This window comes from Vibrio sp. 10N.261.51.F11 (assembly GCF_041471665.1).
Lineage (GTDB): Bacteria > Pseudomonadota > Gammaproteobacteria > Enterobacterales > Vibrionaceae > Vibrio > Vibrio crassostreae_C.
In genome coordinates, this window is the sequence record NZ_JBFROW010000025.1 from 43,056 (window position 1) to 58,697 (window position 15,642).

The following is a 15,642-nucleotide window of genomic DNA, read 5'->3' on the forward strand; positions in this document are numbered from 1 at the left end:
GTTCTGCCTATGGTAGGCCAAATGCTATTCAAAGCGACTTAGGTCTGTTAATCAAACTTAATTCTGTCGGCTAGATGGCTTACTGCCAAAGCAAAGTAGTAAGAACGATTCCACTTCATTAACACATTGTAGTTGTTGTAAATGAGGTACGAACGTCCGGTTTCATCATCCGGCATTATCAACCAAGCTTTAATGTCTTCATCAAGCGTTGGCAGTGGGCGATCGTCATAGCGTTTAATACCGAGTTCAGACCACTCTTTTAAGTATTTCGCTTTGTCTTCGTCTCGACCTTGTAAATCGATCGACACATTTGACGGAACATGAACCTGACGACCCCAAGTATATTTGTCATCCCACCCTGATTGGCTGAGATAATTGGCCGCCGAAGCAAATACGTCTTCTTCAGTGCCCCAAATGTCTTTCTTGCCATCACCACTGCCATCAGCGGCGTAAGCTAAGAATGAGCTTGGCATAAACTGAGGTTGACCCATCGCACCAGCCCAAGAGCCTTTCATCTCTTTTGGTGCAATATGGCCTTGATCAAGAATCTTCAATGCCGCCATCGCTTCGCTACGGAAGAAAGCTTCTCGGCGTCCTTCATAAGCCATGGTAGTTAGGGCGTCGATAACGCTGTAATTGCCCGTGAACTTACCAAAATTACTCTCAACGCCCCATAGCGCGACAATGAATCTTGGTTGAACACCATATTCATCACCAATACGCTTTAACGCGGTGTAATGCTCCTTGTAGAGTGACCTTGCTTGCTTCACTTTCCAATCTGGAACCGCTCGTGGAATGTATTCATCCAGAGTCAGTTTTTTCTCAGGTTGGTTTTTGTCGGCTTTTACCGCTCTTGGCTTAAACGTTACACCATCAAAGGCTTCATCAATGATCGCTTCAGAGATGCCTTCTTCACGGCCTTGTTGTTTTAGTTTTTCTACATATTGCTCGAAGCTCAGTTCTTCAGCTTGTACTGAACTTATGGTCAGGCTATTACCCAATAGTAATGCCGACACAGCCAATATGGTTTTCGAAAATTTACTCAACGATCACTCCTCCTTGAATTGAGGTGGCTATCACTCTTCGTCTTGAGATTTCTGTTGAGCTTTACGCTCTTTATGAAGCTCAAGTTCGTTAACTGGTGGTGGCGGAACCTGTAAAAAGAAACCATCGGTATTCAGTGATTCTTTCACTTTTTCGATGTTTACTTGAGCCAGTTTACGGCCATCCATTTTAATTACCATTACAAAACTAGGTTTACCAAACATTTGCATCAATGCGTCAGGAACTTGTGAAAAATCATCCTTCTTAGGGATATAAAGGTATGTTCCTTCTTTCTTTGAGCTTTTATATATAGAACACAGCATGACAAACCTTTTAATTGATTATGACTACAAAACTCTCACTTGCGAGATCAATAGTTTATGTTAGGGAAATATTGGGAACAAAACGTCCATTTGACAACAAGATTACTTGCTGTGCTTGGTTTGGGAATATAACATGATAAACCTAGTTTCAGGCAATGCCCTTTATTTTATTGATAAAGAAATTGTACCAATCCGCTATTGAGGTCCTGTAGTTTTTCGATGTCTAGTAACCCAGATCTAAAAGGTAGCAGCTTTACGCTATCTGTTTTGCACTTATCCGATGATCAAGTCGAAAATGCAGTCTCTTTTCTTCAAGAGAAAGTAGACCAAGCACCTACGTTTTTCGCTGCCGCACCTGTTGTTATCAACATCAGTAAAGTCGCGGGCGATATCGATTTTGTGCAACTTAAAAATGGTATATCTCAAGCGGGCATGATCCCGGTTGGTGTGGCTGGCTGTTCTGATAAGCGAATGCAAAACCTCGCTAAAGAAGCCGGTTTTGCGGTGATGACGGCAAGCAAGTCGCCGTCTCAAGCTCCAGCGAAAATGGCACCAATCAAGGTGATTAGAACCCCTATTCGTTCTGGTCAGCAGGTTTATGCGAAAGATGGCGATCTATTGATACTCAGCCATGTGAGTGCAGGCGCGGAAGTGATTGCCGATGGCAGCATCCATATTCATGGCACTTTACGCGGCCGTGCGATTGCAGGTGCAAGTGGTCAAACTGAAGCAAAAATAATTTGTAATGACTTACAAGCCGAGCTGGTTTCCATTGCTGGAAATTACTGGCTCAGCGATCAAATTGAAAGCGAGTACTGGCAGAAGAAAACCATGTTCAGTATGGCAAACGATGTATTACACGTTGATGTCCTCGCAATATAAGAGAAATAAAAGGAAAACAGAATGGCACGCATTATCGTTGTAACGTCAGGTAAAGGCGGGGTAGGCAAAACGACCTCCAGTGCAGCTATTGCCTCGGGTCTGGCTTTAAAAGGAAAGAAAACCGCAGTTATCGACTTTGATATCGGTCTGCGTAACCTAGATTTAATCATGGGTTGTGAGCGTCGTGTTGTGTACGACTTCGTTAATGTTATCAATGGTGAAGCGACGCTGAACCAAGCGATGATCAAAGACAAGCGCACAGAGAACCTGTTCATTCTTCCTGCTTCTCAAACTCGTGATAAAGACGCACTAACAAAAGATGGTGTTCGTCGTGTATTTGATGAACTGGATGAAATGGGCTTTGATTTCATCATCTGTGATTCTCCTGCGGGTATCGAACAAGGCGCTCTTATGGCGTTGTACTTCGCTGATGAAGCGATTGTAACCACCAACCCAGAAGTCTCTTCAGTACGCGATTCAGACCGTATTCTAGGTATTCTTGACTCTAAATCTCGTCGTTCTGAAGACGGCTTAGAGCCAGTGAAAACACACCTTCTATTGACTCGCTACAACCCAGCACGTGTAACTCAAGGTGAGATGCTCAGTGTTGAAGACGTTGAAGAAATCCTGCACATCTCTCTACTGGGTGTAATTCCAGAGAGCCAAGCGGTACTGAACGCATCGAACAAGGGTGTTCCAGTTATCTTTGACGAAGCAACCGACGCAGGTATGGCTTACAATGATACTGTAGAGCGACTACTGGGTAGCCAAGTTGACTTCCGCTTCTTAACGGAACAGAAGAAAGGCATCTTCAAACGACTGTTCGGGGGCTAATGCACAATGTCATTATTAGAGTTTTTTAGACCACAGAAAAAGACAACCGCAAACCTAGCCAAAGAACGTTTGCAGATCATTGTTGCCGAACGACGCAGCCATGACGACCCAGCGCCGTCTTACCTGCCGCAACTAAAAGAAGACATCTTGAAGTGTATTGCCAAGTACGTTGAGGTCGATCCATCAATGGTTGATCTGACTTTTGAACACAAAGATGACGACATCTCAGTGTTAGAGTTGAATGTTAAGCTTCCAGAAGAAGATCGATAATCTTTCTGAACAAGATTGGCAGGTAATACACTTGCTTGTATTGATTGAATAAAAAAGAGAGCCTAGGCTCTCTTTTTTGTATGTGCAGTTTATAACTGTAACTAAGTTAGGCTTTAAAGCAGCAAGCGGTTATTTGATCGCTTTACTCAGCTTTTCGCCAACCACATCTAAACGCCAGCCTTGCATAACATCAGGCAGCTTTTCTGGGTTACGATCGTGCTTCCACACCCAGCTTAACATTTGGTTAAGTTGCTTCTTCGATGCCAAGAATTCCGTCGCCAAACCACTGTGTTGTGATGCTGTTTTCACTTCATCTTTCAGCACTTTGAACAGTTGCTTGTAGCCAGGGAAGTCCATTAGACGTTCTACTGGTGCTGGGTACTCTTCTTCTGGTGTATGTTCCGCTAACTTTACGATTGAGCTGATCTTCGCACCATGGCGACGCACAGAGCGGTAATCAAAACCCTCTTGCTCCATGTGCTTGGGATCTTTCATCGCAAAACGCGCCACAGCCCATAGGTCTTGTTCTTTGAAGACAAAGTTCAGCGCTAAATCGCGCTTGATTGCTTCTTTTAGACGCCAAGTTGCTAGAGGTCGTAAGATCGCTAATTGCTTAGGTTTAAGCTGCCACGCCCCTTTAATATCAAGGTAGGCTGTATCTGGGTTTACTTTACGAATGCGCTTGGCAACTTGTAAATCAGACTCTTGCTGAGCCGCTTCCCACCAGCCAGCTTCCATCACTTTTTCTAGAAGCTTGTTGTACATTGGCATTAGGTAATGCACGTCTGCCGCTGCGTAGTCCAATTGCTTTTGAGAAAGCGGACGCGCTAGCCAGTCTGTGCGAGATTCACTCTTATCGAGATCGACACCGACAAACTCTGAAACCAGAGCAGCAAAGCCCGTTGATAAACCATGACCTAAGAAGGCTGCCATGATCTGCGTATCAACCATTGGTGTTGGTGTACAGCCAAATGCGTTCTGGAACACTTCCAAATCTTCACCGCACGCGTGCAGCACTTTCAATACTGATGCGTCTTTCAACAAGGTAACGAACGGTGTCATGTCATCAAGAGCAATAGGGTCAATCAGTGACAGCGTTTCACCATCAAATAACTGAATCAAGCCTAATTGAGGGTAATAGGTTCTAGTACGAACGAACTCCGTATCAAGCATAACGACATCGGCTTCACGTGCTTGTTGGCAAACTCGCTCAAGGTCTTTCAATTGGGTAATGATTTGATAATCCACAAAAACTCTCACAGGTTTCTATTTGATCGCCGGATACAAAAATGCCGACATTAACTGTCGGCATTCTAACACCATTTTTCAGCGCTCGCTTAGATTAAGCGCCTCAATGGTTTTGGTGCAGTACTTTCGCGCAAACGGGCTAATTATTCGCTAGCGCGTTTCGCAAGTTCTGCATCGTTTTCTTCACGCAGTACGCGGCGTAAGATCTTACCTACGTTAGTCTTTGGAAGATCATCTCTGAACTCGACTAATTTAGGGATTTTGTAACCCGTTAAGTGCTCACGACAGTGCGCGATAATGTCTTCTTTGGTCAGGCTAGGGTCACGCTTCACAACGTAGATCTTAACCAATTCACCAGACACTTCATGAGGTTGACCGATAGCTGCTACTTCAAGCACTTTACCATGCAGAGCCACAACGTCTTCAATCTCGTTCGGGTAGACGTTGAAGCCTGATACAAGAATCATGTCCTTCTTACGGTCAACGATGTACAACAAGCCTTCGTCATCAAACTTAACGATGTCACCTGTCGATAACCAACCGTCTTGATCGATCACTTCTTTGGTCGCTTCAGGGCGCTGCCAGTAACCTTGCATCACTTGAGGGCCACGAACTTGTAGCTCGCCTACTTGGTCATTAGCAATAACCTTACCTTCATCATCAACAATACGAACTTCTGTCGATGGTACTGGTAGGCCGATAGCACCTGTGTAGTCTTTCAGGTCGTATGGGTTACCCGTTACCAGTGGTGAACACTCAGTTAAGCCATAGCCTTCCAATAGGTGAATGCCTGTCGCTTTCTTCCATTGCTCAGCAACAGCGCGTTGAACCGCCATGCCGCCGCCAACAGATAGGCGTAGGTTACTGAAATCCAACTCGTGGAAATCTTCGTTATTAACTAGCGCATTAAACAAGGTGTTTACGCCGGTAATTGCGGTAAACGGAACCTTTTGCAGCTCTTTAATAAAGCCAGGAATGTCACGAGGGTTAGTAATTAGAAGGTTACGACCACCCATCTCAACAAACAGTAAGCAGTTCACCGTCAGTGCAAATACGTGGTAAAGCGGTAATGCCGTTACAACCAACTCGCGGCCTTCTTGCAGAACAGGACCGTAAGCCCCTTTCGCTTGAAGTACGTTCGCAATCATATTGCGGTGCGTTAGGATTGCGCCCTTCGCTACACCTGTTGTACCACCAGTGTACTGTAGGAACGCGATGTCATCACCCGCCATGAACGGTTTCACATATTGAAGACGACGACCTTTGTGCAGCGCTTTTCTGAATGAGATAGCACCCGGCAGATCATACTTAGGCACCATGCCTTTTACGTATTTCACTACAAAGTCGACAATTGTCCCTTTCGCGCGTGGCAGCATTTGCCCTAGGCTAGTTAGAACAACGTGTTTAACCGGCGTGTTATCAACGACTTTCTCTAGCGTGCTCGCAAAGTTAGATACGATAACAATCGCCTTTGCACCAGAATCGTTCAGTTGATGTTCAAGCTCACGAGGTGTGTACAGTGGGTTGACGTTCACTGCAATCATACCTGCACGCAATACACCAAATAGTGCAATTGGGTATTGCAGTAGGTTTGGCATCATTAGCGCGACGCGATCGCCCTTCTTCAGTTTCAAGTCATTCTGTAGGTAAGCGGCAAAAGCACGGCTGCGCTCTTCAAGCTTACGGAATGTCATAATCGAGCCCATGTTCTCGAATGCAGGTTGGTCCGCGTACTTCTGTACCGACTGTTCAAACATTTCTACAAGAGATGGGTACTGATCTGGGTTGATCGTTTCTGGTACGTCACTTGGATAACGTGAAAGCCAAGGTTTATCCACGATGTTACTCCTCGTTTATCAGCTGACGACTGCTTCGCCGCTTTTTATCATTGCGGTATTACAGCACAGCTTTAGTGCATGAGCACTAAAAGGCTCAAACACTTGTTTAAATTTTGTTAACTACACCAAGAATTAGCTCTGAAACTAACTCTGGGCTCTCTAAATGACAATGATGTCCGCCAGGAACAGTCTCTATATGCAGAGGACTATGCACTGATTTGTAGCGATTATGCTGCAAATGTCGGAATCCATCATTTCCTAAAACTATTAATTGAGGGCATTCAATAGCCGCCATGATCGCTTCAGCGTGCGCCTGTGACATTCGATATAACGAGTCACATTTTAGGTTAGGGTCGCATCGCCATTGCCAAGAGTTATCTAACTCGACAATTCCTCGCTCGACAATAGGAGCAATTAATTCAGCATTGATTTGATTGGCGTGAGCTCTCAGCTTAATAGCATCCTCAAGGCTTGCCAGAGGACGTGAAGGCTTTCTTCGCTGTCGAAGACGACTGAGTACCCCATCTCTCAAACGAGAGACTGTTTCGTGGGGAGCTTCTGAAAGAGGTCCATGACCTTCAATTTGAATTAATCCTGACACCTTTTCAGGAAAGGCGGCACTATAGCAACTTGCGATCAATGCACCAAGTGAATGTCCTACCAGTACCAGTCTGTTTGGCGATAATTTAGTCACCAACTGATGCAAATCATCAATATAGTCGTGAAATGGGTAATAACTGCCCGGTTTATGCGACGAGAAACCGTGTCCGAAGAGATCGATAGCAACGAGGTGAGTATCTGGAGAAAGCTTGGCTATTTGCGGCATAACCTGAGTGAAACTTGCAGAATTATCTAGCCAACCATGAATAAAAACGACCGTCGTTGCGGTCGTTTTTGAGTTGCCAATCTGTTGTGTTGCAAGCGTCCCGCTCGCAAGGGAATATGACTTTTCAATCATTGATTGTATGGTGTCCCTATCGTTTAGTGTGTCGATTTCAGGTTCGACTATTCCACATCTTGAATCACACGGCCTGACTTAGGCATGGTTTGAAAGCTGCGACAATGCAAACTGCGGCAAGAGTAGTAGGTTGGCGCAAAGTCGTTGATGACCACTCGCTCGGTGATCTGCCATAAACGTTGGTTGTAGACATTCATTACTGGGAAGGTATAAGGGTAATCACCAACGGTGCCATCTTCAGTACCACTTGATGTTCCAACCAAGGTGACTAAACGGCCTTCAGCAAAGCTCAAAGGTTCTACGTAACCATCAATGTAACCAACAAAACGCCCTTTTGGCTCGGCATCAATATCTGGCTTACCGTTGCTTGAGATAGGCAAGTTAACCACTTCAACACGAGTCTTATCTTGTAAGTTAGTGACTTTAGCAATCACACCACCTAAACGAACATCACCAGCGTCTGGCACTGTGTTTACCCACTCTTGGTAGTCAGTTACCACCTGTTCAGAGTTTGCATTAAGTTCTTCTGGTAGAGATGAGCAACCCATCACCATCGAAGAGAAGACGACAAGGAAAAATAAGCGAGATTTAGAAATGAGAGAAAACATAATGCTGGTCCTTAGAAAAGGATAAATGAAAGCACAAAGCTAGATATAAATATCGACCCCAATAAGCTTCGCAAGTTCCTCTTTTTTAGCTTGATTCATCACGTCCATATACTCCTCCATCGCACGTCGTCCACGCCCTTCTGGAAGATCATATTGAACCTGAGCTTTGTGAATCTCAGATTCTTTGACTTGGCGAATCGAATGCGAGACAGCATTCGCGACCTTAGTTGGCTGACCAACTGAGGTTTTTGCATCGCCTTTTTTTACCTCGTTCTTTTTGTTGGTTCGATTGGTTTTGGATGTATTGCCTATCGAAGAAGGAGGTAAGCCGTTTATTGAAACCATGCTTAAAGAGTTTATTACCTGATGTTAATGATTGTGGATCTGTTTTTATTTTGGCTCTGCAAAGTGAATGCAAAGCCAAAATAATACGTATTTACTCTCGACCTGGCAGTTTTTTCCACGTCACTTTATCACGAAGATAAACAGGCTCAGACTCTTCTGCTGCAACCGCTTTACCTTCTGCGTAAGCAAATTGAGCAAGGAACGCCATGTCTTGGGCTTCTGGAAACAGGACTTCACACGCTTTGGTGTTAATCGCTAGTGTGTCCATGTGCTCTGCATACGCTTCCCAACCGGTGCCGACTTTTGCCCATATCTCAGAATCCGCTTCAAGCTGCGCAGCTAATTCGCTTGGAGGCGTGACACATTCCGCATCAACCGCAGTCCAACGACCATCGTCTTCACGGCTGTAACGAGCCCAATATACTTCACTCATGCGAGCATCAATCGCTGTAGCTACGTGAGTTTCACCAAATTTACGGTAGCTGCCTTGCGCCATCGCGGCCAGTGTAGACACACCGATCATCGGTAAATCAGCACCAAAAGCCAAGCCTTGAGCAATACCGATACCAATACGCACACCCGTGAAACTGCCTGGGCCTTGGCCAAACGCGATTGCGTCGATATCGGTTAAAGCGACATTCGCTTCTTTCAGTACTTCATCAACCATAGGTAGAATTTTTTTCGTATGGTCTCGAGGAGCCTCTTCGCTACGTGCGAACACCTGGTCACCCATTACTAATGCAACTGAACAGTTTTCAGTTGCGGTATCTACTGCAAGAATTTTCGCGCTCATTTGTGTCTCAAATATCTGTTATCTAATCTAAAAATAATGGCTAAACTCAACAATGCCAATTAATCAGCAGCGGTTGAATGGTCTTTAGCTAAGAATTCTTTAATGACCCCTAAGTCACGTGTACGAGGGATAGGCGGTAAACTCGCCAAAAACACACCACCGTAATCGCGAGTCACCAATCGGTTATCGCAAATAATCAAAGCACCATTATCGCGCTTGTCACGTATCAATCGGCCGACACCTTGTTTCAAGGTAATCACAGCGTCTGGCAACTGTACTTGTGCAAAAGGATCACCCCCTTTTAGCTTACAGTCCTCGATTCGAGCCTTAAGTAAAGGGTCATCAGGGGCTGTAAAGGGCAATTTATCGATGATAACACAGCTTAATGCGTCGCCCCTAACATCTATCCCCTCCCAGAAAGCACCTGTAGCCACCAGCAATGCGTTACCTAATTCCATGAATTCGGCTAAGGTTTTTTGCTTACTTGTCTCACCTTGCAATAGAACGGGAACCGAGAGGGTTTCACGGAATCGCTCCCCCAACTCTTTCATCATGCTGTGTGAAGTACACAAGAAGAAACAGCGGCCTTGGTTTTGCTCAATCACAGGAGTCAGCATTCTTACTAGCTTATCCGCGAGACCGGGGCTATTCGGTTCTGGAAGATAACGAGGCACACACAAGCGCGCTTGATTCGGATAATCAAACGGGCTCGGCAGTGAAAACTGTGCCGACGGTTTTAACCCTAATCGAGAAGTAAAGTGTTCGAAATCATCCGACACCGCCAAGGTTGCTGAGGTAAACACCCATGCGCCCGGCTTCAGCTCAATCTGTTCGTGGAATTTATCGGCGACAGAAAGCGGTGTGATATGCAGAGCAAAGTGGCGCGGTGTAGTGTCATACCAATACGAATAGCCAGTGATCGACACATCGCACACACGTTCGATACGCGACTTAATCATATTTGCGCGTTCGAAAGCGGTATCTAACAGCTGGCTTCGCCCAAGTGCTAACTTCAATACATCAACAGCAAGTTGCAGAGCATCTTGCAAACGAACTAACTCGCGTGCAATCGACTCGGATTTCAAAGCTTCGCGCCAGTTACCACGAAAGCCGGTGTCGCCGAGCACAATACGTAGGTCAGCAGCTGATTGAATTAGCCTCTCGCCAACCTTTTGCAGCTGACGCATGTCTTTGGCTTCAGTGCGGTAAGCGATTTCAATGTCTTTGGCTAGTTCTTGGATCTGCCGGCTGGAAACCGATTGTCCAAAGTACTGACTGGCGATATCGGGAAGTTGATGCGCTTCATCGAAGATAAACACATCGGCTTCAGGTATCAGCTCACCAAACCCGGTTTCTTTGATCGCTAAATCTGCGAGAAACAAGTGGTGGTTCACTACAACAACATCGGAGTCCATCGCTTTTTTACGCGCCTTAAGCACAAAGCAATCAGTGTAGCTTGGGCATTCTTTGCCTAAACAGTTGTCGTTAGTCGAGGTAATGGTTGGAATAACTGGGCTATCTTCAGCAATATCATCGCAATCACCTAAATCGCCAGTTTGAGTCGCTGACGACCAGCTGCGCACTTTAACCAACTGAGCTAACAGCGTTGGATCGGTATGAGTGCCATGACTTTCGATCATCTGGCGACTGAGCCTGTCTAAACACAAATAGTTTGAGCGACCTTTCAGCAGAGCAACCTGACCATAAAAACCAAGCGCATCGACCATTAATGGTAAATCACGATGAAACAACTGCTCTTGAAGGTTTTTAGACCCCGTACTGATAATAGTTTTCTTGCCACTCAGCAGCGCCGGTACTAGGTAAGCAAACGTCTTACCGGTACCTGTCCCCGCCTCAACAACCAATTGGCTTTGTTGCTCAATGGCCTGTGAGACCGCCTCAGCCATGTCCAACTGAGCTTGTCTTGGTTGAAACCCAGGGATAGCTTTGCCCAGAGCGCCATCAGCAGAAAACGTTTTAGATATCATAGAGTACGAAGTTTAGAAAAAGAGAAGGAGAATTATGGCAGGTTTAGTGAGCCGGCGCGAATCAAGAATGACTTCGCACCGGAGGTGTTTGGTTTGGCTTGACGTGGCTTAAGTTACCTTGAAGGTAAGAATTGAAGAAGTAGGAATTAGAGAATCGTTTTTATTTTCGACTGAGATAACGTGATAGCCAAGGAGCACCTGCAAAATGGTTATCACCAGGCTGTATGGCTTTCGCTGCATCGGTTGGTGAGGTCTTACTTTCCCACATTTCATCTAGAACATGACCATCTAATTCGGTACCTCTCGCCAATGAATTCACTCGCTTGCAGTACAGTTTTTTGGCTAGTAACTCTTTATCCATAAGTATCACCTCTATTTTTGGCCAAGGCGTAAATGCCTCGGTTGAAGTTCAAATGCGTACTACGGTCAAAACTTTTAAAAATGAAGCTTCTGCCTGTTTTTCTATCTAAAAACTGATATTTCTATATCAAACAATTTATCAAAGCGATAAATGAGCAGCAGAATTTGTTGAAACCAACTTGATAATAGATTAATTATAACGGTGATATTGCGGCTCAGTTCACCGTTCGACGGCCTGCATTAAATTTGAAGAATCCCGATTTCATATAATAAGTGCAACATTTCATGGAAGTAAGATGCAAATGGAAAGAAAAACTTTACTAACACATTGTACTGATGCCCCCGGCCTCATCTCTAAGATCACCAATATTTGTTATAAGCACCAACTCAATATTATTCACAACAATGAGTTCGTAGATAACACAAGTGGCCACTTCTTTATGCGCACCGAGCTTGAAGGGTATTTCAATGACGAAACCTTACTTGCCGATTTAGATCAAGCCCTGCCACCAAATACGAAACGTAAGCTTGTTGATTCGTCTCGCAAGCGTGTTGTGATACTCGTGACCAAGGAAGCACACTGCCTTGGCGACATTCTAATGAAGAACTTCGATGGCAGCTTAGACGTTGAAATTGCGGCCGTTGTCGGTAACTACGACATTCTACAAAGCCTAACCGAGCGTTTTGACATCCCTTACCACCATGTTTCTCACGAAGGGCTAAACCGTGAAGAACATGAGAAGAAGATGCTAGAAGTGATTGACCAGTACGAGGCGGATTACCTTGTTTTGGCTAAGTACATGCGAGTGCTGACACCAGGTTTTGTTGAAAAATACCACCACAAGATCATCAATATCCACCACAGCTTCTTGCCAGCATTTATTGGCGCGAAGCCATACCAACAAGCGTATGAGCGCGGCGTGAAGATCATTGGCGCAACGGCACACTTTGTGACGAATGATTTGGATGAAGGTCCAATCATCAAGCAAGATGTTATCCCTGTGGATCACAACTTCAGCGCGAAAGACATGGCACAAGCCGGTCGTGACGTAGAGAAGAATGTATTAAGTAAGGCGTTAAACAAGGTGATCAATGATCATGTGTTTGTTTACGGCAACAAGACTGTAATTCTGTAAATCGGATATTCGATTTCCGGTAAGACTTCCAGTTAGAACCCAATAAAAAACGCGCAATAGGGAAAGCCCATCGCGCGTTTTTTGTATCTGATGATCAGACTCGCTTTGAGAGATTCCCGACTACGCTCCTTCGTCGCTATCGGGAATGACGAACTCGGTGATGAACCTTCGAGCTATAGGCTCTAACATACGCTCTCGAACGCTCAGTCTGTCACTATCCAAAGATAGACTCTGGAAAATTTCATCGAACACCCCGTCATTCCGACGAGCCAAGGCGAGATCAGGAATCTCTTTCCTAGCAACTCTCTATTCAAATTAAGCCTGTTCTGATTCCACAATCTTCTTCAAAGAGTGTGGATGCAGCTTGATGCAAATCCCTTGATGTTTAAAAGCCACTGTTGGGTTATTCAAGCGTTCACCCTCGCCTTTCGGGCTAGAGAGTTTGATCTTAACGCCTTGCTCACCCAGCGTTTCAAAGTTAGCAGCGAACTGCGGGTAAGTTTCTTTAAGATCCGCTAGATACTCATCAGCTGTTTGGGCATGAGAAGGAATCACAAACTCTACATGTTCCCAATCTTGGCTTGGGTAAATCTTACCTTCTGCTGGATATGGCAGCTCCAAACATTCAATTTTCCAGCCAAGGCTTTGCAAGGGTTCATCGAAAGCCAACACCACAATTGGACGACCATTAATCATCGCCTCAGAAATCATAGAGCCGTACTCAGACCACGCTTGATGGGCAGATTTCGCTAGCTCAGTGTCATTGATTCGCAGCGCAATATGATCCGCTTGAGCAAAGCTTAAATCCAAACCTAATGTATTTCCTAGGCTCTCGATTTTTGCCATAAAAGTATCAAGGCGGGCGATCATTTGTTGTGGTTCTAGTTCAGCTTGCTTCAGGCTCATCATCATTGTCTGTGTTCTCCAAATAATGGCTGCATGTTATCAGTTTTGCCTTTTGCAACAAGCGTTGCTTTTACAAAAAACACTCAATAACTATGTTCTTTTCGCTCCTTAAACATGCAAACGCGTCTTGCTAAAAGTCGATTGTCAAAAACCACTCAGGAAATGTTAATTTTCTATCAATTCGACCTATAAGAAACCGCACAAAATTGGTATGATTACCGCCATTTCTGTGAACTTAAACAGAGTCTGCTGCTGATTTTGGCATTAAATCGTTAACTAGAAGCATAATTAACCAATTTAATGACCAAGAATTAACGGCCACTCTTATCATCCTTGAATTGAAGGAAACGCGTGTGAATATCCAAGCACTTATTAATGACAAAGTATCTCAGGCTCTAGAAGCCGCTGGCGCACCTGCAGGCTCTCCTGCTGCTGTTCGTCAATCTGCAAAACCACAGTTTGGTGACTACCAAGCAAACGGCGTTATGGGCGTTGCTAAACGACTAGGCACTAACCCACGAGAATTTGCTCAAAAAGTATTGGACGTTCTAAACCTAGACGGTATCGCGTCTAAAGTTGAAATCGCAGGTCCGGGTTTCCTAAACATCTTCCTAGATGAAGCTTTCCTAGCCAAACAAGCAGACGCAGCATTGGCTGACTCTCGCCTTGGTGTTGCCGTTGCTGAAACGCAAACTATTGTTGCGGATTACTCTGCGCCAAACGTTGCTAAAGAAATGCACGTTGGTCACCTACGTTCAACTATCATCGGTGATGCAGTAGTTCGTACTCTAGAATTTCTAGGCCACAACGTTATCCGCGCTAACCACATCGGTGACTGGGGTACTCAATTCGGTATGCTTATCGCAAACCTTGAGCGCGTTCAGGCTGAGTCTGGTGAAGTTTCAATGGAACTTGCTGACCTTGAAGGCTTCTACCGTGAATCTAAAAAGCTCTACGATGAAGACGAAGAGTTCGCAGTTAAAGCACGTGGCTACGTTGTTAAACTGCAAAGCGGCGACGAGTTCTGCGCAGAGATGTGGAAGAAGCTTGTTGACGTAACAATGATTCAAAACCAACGCAACTACGATCGTCTAAACGTGTCTCTAACACGTGATGACGTAATGGGCGAAAGCATGTACAACCACATGCTTCCAACTATTGTTGCGGATCTGAAAGAGCAAGGTCTTGCTAAAGAAGATGACGGCGCACAAGTTGTATTCCTAGACGAATACAAAAACAAAGATGGTGACCCAATGGGCGTTATCATCCAGAAACGCGACGGCGGCTTCCTTTACACAACAACCGACATTGCTTGTGCAAAATACCGTTTTGAAGAACTAGGCGCAGACCGCGTTCTTTACTTCATCGACTCACGTCAACACCAGCACCTAATGCAAGCTTGGACTATCGTTCGTAAAGCAGGTTACATCCCAGAATCTGTTTCTCTTGAGCACCACGCATTCGGCATGATGCTAGGTAAAGACGGTAAACCATTCAAGACTCGTGCAGGCGGTACTGTTCGTCTTGCTGATCTTCTTGATGAAGCCGAAGTTCGTGCAGCGCAGCTAATCGAATCTAAGAACCCAGAACTAGCAGAAGACGAGAAGAAAGCGATCGCGAACACTGTTGCTATGGCAGCGGTTAAGTACGCAGACCTTTCTAAGCACCGCACTACTGACTACGTGTTCGATTGGGACAACATGCTTGCATTCGAAGGCAACACAGCACCATACATGCAGTACGCATACACTCGTGTTGCTTCTGTATTTGCTAAAGCTGGCATTTCTATGGACTCGCTTGAAGGTGAAATCAAAATCACTGAAGAGAAAGAGAAAGCGCTTATCGCGAAACTTCTACAGTTTGAAGAAGCAGTACAGTCTGTTGCTCGTGAAGGTCAACCACACATCATGTGTAGCTACCTATTCGAACTAGCTGGTCAATTCTCTAGCTTCTACGAAGCTTGCCCTATCCTAGTTGCTGAAGAAAAAGCTGTTAAGCAGAGCCGTCTGAAGCTTGCTGCACTAACAGCGAAGACGATCAAGCAAGGTCTATCGCTTCTAGGTATCGACACTCTAGAGCGCATGTAAGCGATTCGAGATTCGAGATTCG

16 protein-coding genes are annotated in these 15,642 nt (G+C 45.1%); 5 read left to right on the top strand and 11 right to left on the bottom strand.

Annotated elements, in window-relative coordinates; translation table 11 throughout:
- Positions 1–47 precede the first annotated feature (47 nt).
- Both AB4351_RS08350 and AB4351_RS08355 read right to left on the bottom strand, forming a co-directional pair.
- On the bottom strand, positions 48–1,046 hold the full coding sequence (locus tag AB4351_RS08350; RefSeq protein ID WP_372125639.1) for a lytic transglycosylase domain-containing protein: 999 nt from the start codon (positions 1,044–1,046) through the stop codon (positions 48–50).
- Between the two features lie 30 nt (positions 1,047–1,076).
- Positions 1,077–1,367: a YcgL domain-containing protein gene (locus AB4351_RS08355; protein WP_017062372.1), complete on the bottom strand. Its 291-nt coding sequence runs from the start codon at positions 1,365–1,367 to the stop codon at positions 1,077–1,079.
- Positions 1,368–1,586: 219 nt separating this feature from the next.
- Between AB4351_RS08355 and minC the strand changes: the two genes are divergently transcribed.
- The 3 genes from minC to minE are packed head-to-tail and all read left to right on the top strand — an operon-like array spanning position 1,587 to position 3,353.
- A complete protein-coding gene (minC, locus tag AB4351_RS08360; RefSeq protein ID WP_017063419.1) occupies positions 1,587–2,249 on the top strand; it encodes a septum site-determining protein MinC in 663 nt (220 codons plus the stop codon).
- Positions 2,250–2,270: 21 nt separating this feature from the next.
- Positions 2,271–3,083: a septum site-determining protein MinD gene (gene minD, locus AB4351_RS08365; RefSeq protein ID WP_009848498.1), complete on the top strand. Its 813-nt coding sequence runs from the start codon at positions 2,271–2,273 to the stop codon at positions 3,081–3,083.
- A 6-nt stretch (positions 3,084–3,089) separates the two neighbouring features.
- Complete coding sequence (minE, locus tag AB4351_RS08370) at positions 3,090–3,353, top strand: cell division topological specificity factor MinE (RefSeq protein ID WP_010436847.1); 264 nt, start codon at positions 3,090–3,092, stop codon at positions 3,351–3,353.
- Positions 3,354–3,482: 129 nt separating this feature from the next.
- Here the strand turns inward: minE and rnd are convergent, their stop codons facing one another.
- From rnd to AB4351_RS08410, 8 genes are all read right to left on the bottom strand, one after another.
- The gene (rnd, locus tag AB4351_RS08375; protein WP_017062374.1) at positions 3,483–4,601 is read right to left on the bottom strand and encodes a ribonuclease D; all 1,119 of its coding nucleotides are present in this window, start codon (positions 4,599–4,601) and stop codon (positions 3,483–3,485) included.
- Positions 4,602–4,744: 143 nt separating this feature from the next.
- Complete coding sequence (fadD, locus tag AB4351_RS08380) at positions 4,745–6,439, bottom strand: long-chain-fatty-acid--CoA ligase FadD (protein ID WP_017062375.1); 1,695 nt, start codon at positions 6,437–6,439, stop codon at positions 4,745–4,747.
- A gap of 106 nt (positions 6,440–6,545) precedes the next feature.
- Positions 6,546–7,397: an alpha/beta fold hydrolase gene (locus tag AB4351_RS08385; protein WP_372125641.1), complete on the bottom strand. Its 852-nt coding sequence runs from the start codon at positions 7,395–7,397 to the stop codon at positions 6,546–6,548.
- A 47-nt stretch (positions 7,398–7,444) separates the two neighbouring features.
- The gene (locus tag AB4351_RS08390) at positions 7,445–8,005 is read right to left on the bottom strand and encodes a Slp family lipoprotein (protein WP_372125642.1); all 561 of its coding nucleotides are present in this window, start codon (positions 8,003–8,005) and stop codon (positions 7,445–7,447) included.
- Positions 8,006–8,044: 39 nt separating this feature from the next.
- Complete coding sequence (locus AB4351_RS08395) at positions 8,045–8,350, bottom strand: hypothetical protein (protein WP_017074520.1); 306 nt, start codon at positions 8,348–8,350, stop codon at positions 8,045–8,047.
- Between the two features lie 91 nt (positions 8,351–8,441).
- Positions 8,442–9,143 carry a tRNA (adenosine(37)-N6)-threonylcarbamoyltransferase complex dimerization subunit type 1 TsaB gene (gene tsaB / locus AB4351_RS08400; protein ID WP_102450867.1) on the bottom strand — a complete coding sequence of 234 codons (702 nt, stop codon included), beginning with the start codon at positions 9,141–9,143 and terminating at the stop codon, positions 8,442–8,444.
- A gap of 59 nt (positions 9,144–9,202) precedes the next feature.
- Positions 9,203–11,131 (bottom strand): ATP-dependent DNA helicase, encoded by a 1,929-nt coding sequence (locus AB4351_RS08405; RefSeq protein ID WP_372125644.1) that lies wholly within the window; start codon positions 11,129–11,131, stop codon positions 9,203–9,205.
- Between the two features lie 160 nt (positions 11,132–11,291).
- Positions 11,292–11,492: a hypothetical protein gene (locus AB4351_RS08410; protein WP_372125646.1), complete on the bottom strand. Its 201-nt coding sequence runs from the start codon at positions 11,490–11,492 to the stop codon at positions 11,292–11,294.
- A gap of 301 nt (positions 11,493–11,793) precedes the next feature.
- Here AB4351_RS08410 and purU point away from each other — a divergent pair, with 301 nt between their 5' ends.
- Positions 11,794–12,627, top strand: coding sequence for a formyltetrahydrofolate deformylase (gene purU, locus AB4351_RS08415; RefSeq protein ID WP_029235131.1), 834 nt, complete (start codon positions 11,794–11,796; stop codon positions 12,625–12,627).
- Positions 12,628–12,942: 315 nt separating this feature from the next.
- Here the strand turns inward: purU and AB4351_RS08420 are convergent, their stop codons facing one another.
- Positions 12,943–13,539 (bottom strand): VOC family protein, encoded by a 597-nt coding sequence (locus AB4351_RS08420; RefSeq protein ID WP_017070298.1) that lies wholly within the window; start codon positions 13,537–13,539, stop codon positions 12,943–12,945.
- Between the two features lie 347 nt (positions 13,540–13,886).
- On the opposite strand from AB4351_RS08420, the gene argS reads away from it, so the two are divergent.
- Positions 13,887–15,620: an arginine--tRNA ligase gene (gene argS, locus AB4351_RS08425; RefSeq protein ID WP_372125648.1), complete on the top strand. Its 1,734-nt coding sequence runs from the start codon at positions 13,887–13,889 to the stop codon at positions 15,618–15,620.
- Positions 15,621–15,642 lie beyond the last annotated feature (22 nt).

Excerpts from the sequence above, each read along its gene's own strand:
- AB4351_RS08395 (WP_017074520.1), bottom strand. The coding sequence starts at position 8,350 with ATGGTTTCAATAAACGGCTTACCTCCTTCTTCGATAGGCAATACATCC.
- minC (WP_017063419.1), top strand. The coding sequence starts at position 1,587 with ATGTCTAGTAACCCAGATCTAAAAGGTAGCAGCTTTACGCTATCTGTT.
- tsaB (WP_102450867.1), bottom strand. The coding sequence starts at position 9,143 with ATGAGCGCGAAAATTCTTGCAGTAGATACCGCAACTGAAAACTGTTCA.
- minE (WP_010436847.1), top strand. The coding sequence starts at position 3,090 with ATGTCATTATTAGAGTTTTTTAGACCACAGAAAAAGACAACCGCAAAC.
- AB4351_RS08390 (WP_372125642.1), bottom strand. The coding sequence starts at position 8,005 with ATGTTTTCTCTCATTTCTAAATCTCGCTTATTTTTCCTTGTCGTCTTC.
- minD (WP_009848498.1), top strand. The coding sequence starts at position 2,271 with ATGGCACGCATTATCGTTGTAACGTCAGGTAAAGGCGGGGTAGGCAAA.
- AB4351_RS08410 (WP_372125646.1), bottom strand. The coding sequence starts at position 11,492 with ATGGATAAAGAGTTACTAGCCAAAAAACTGTACTGCAAGCGAGTGAAT.
- AB4351_RS08385 (WP_372125641.1), bottom strand. The coding sequence starts at position 7,397 with ATGATTGAAAAGTCATATTCCCTTGCGAGCGGGACGCTTGCAACACAA.
- AB4351_RS08405 (WP_372125644.1), bottom strand. The coding sequence starts at position 11,131 with ATGATATCTAAAACGTTTTCTGCTGATGGCGCTCTGGGCAAAGCTATC.
- AB4351_RS08420 (WP_017070298.1), bottom strand. The coding sequence starts at position 13,539 with ATGATGATGAGCCTGAAGCAAGCTGAACTAGAACCACAACAAATGATC.
- AB4351_RS08355 (WP_017062372.1), bottom strand. The coding sequence starts at position 1,367 with ATGCTGTGTTCTATATATAAAAGCTCAAAGAAAGAAGGAACATACCTT.
- purU (WP_029235131.1), top strand. The coding sequence starts at position 11,794 with ATGGAAAGAAAAACTTTACTAACACATTGTACTGATGCCCCCGGCCTC.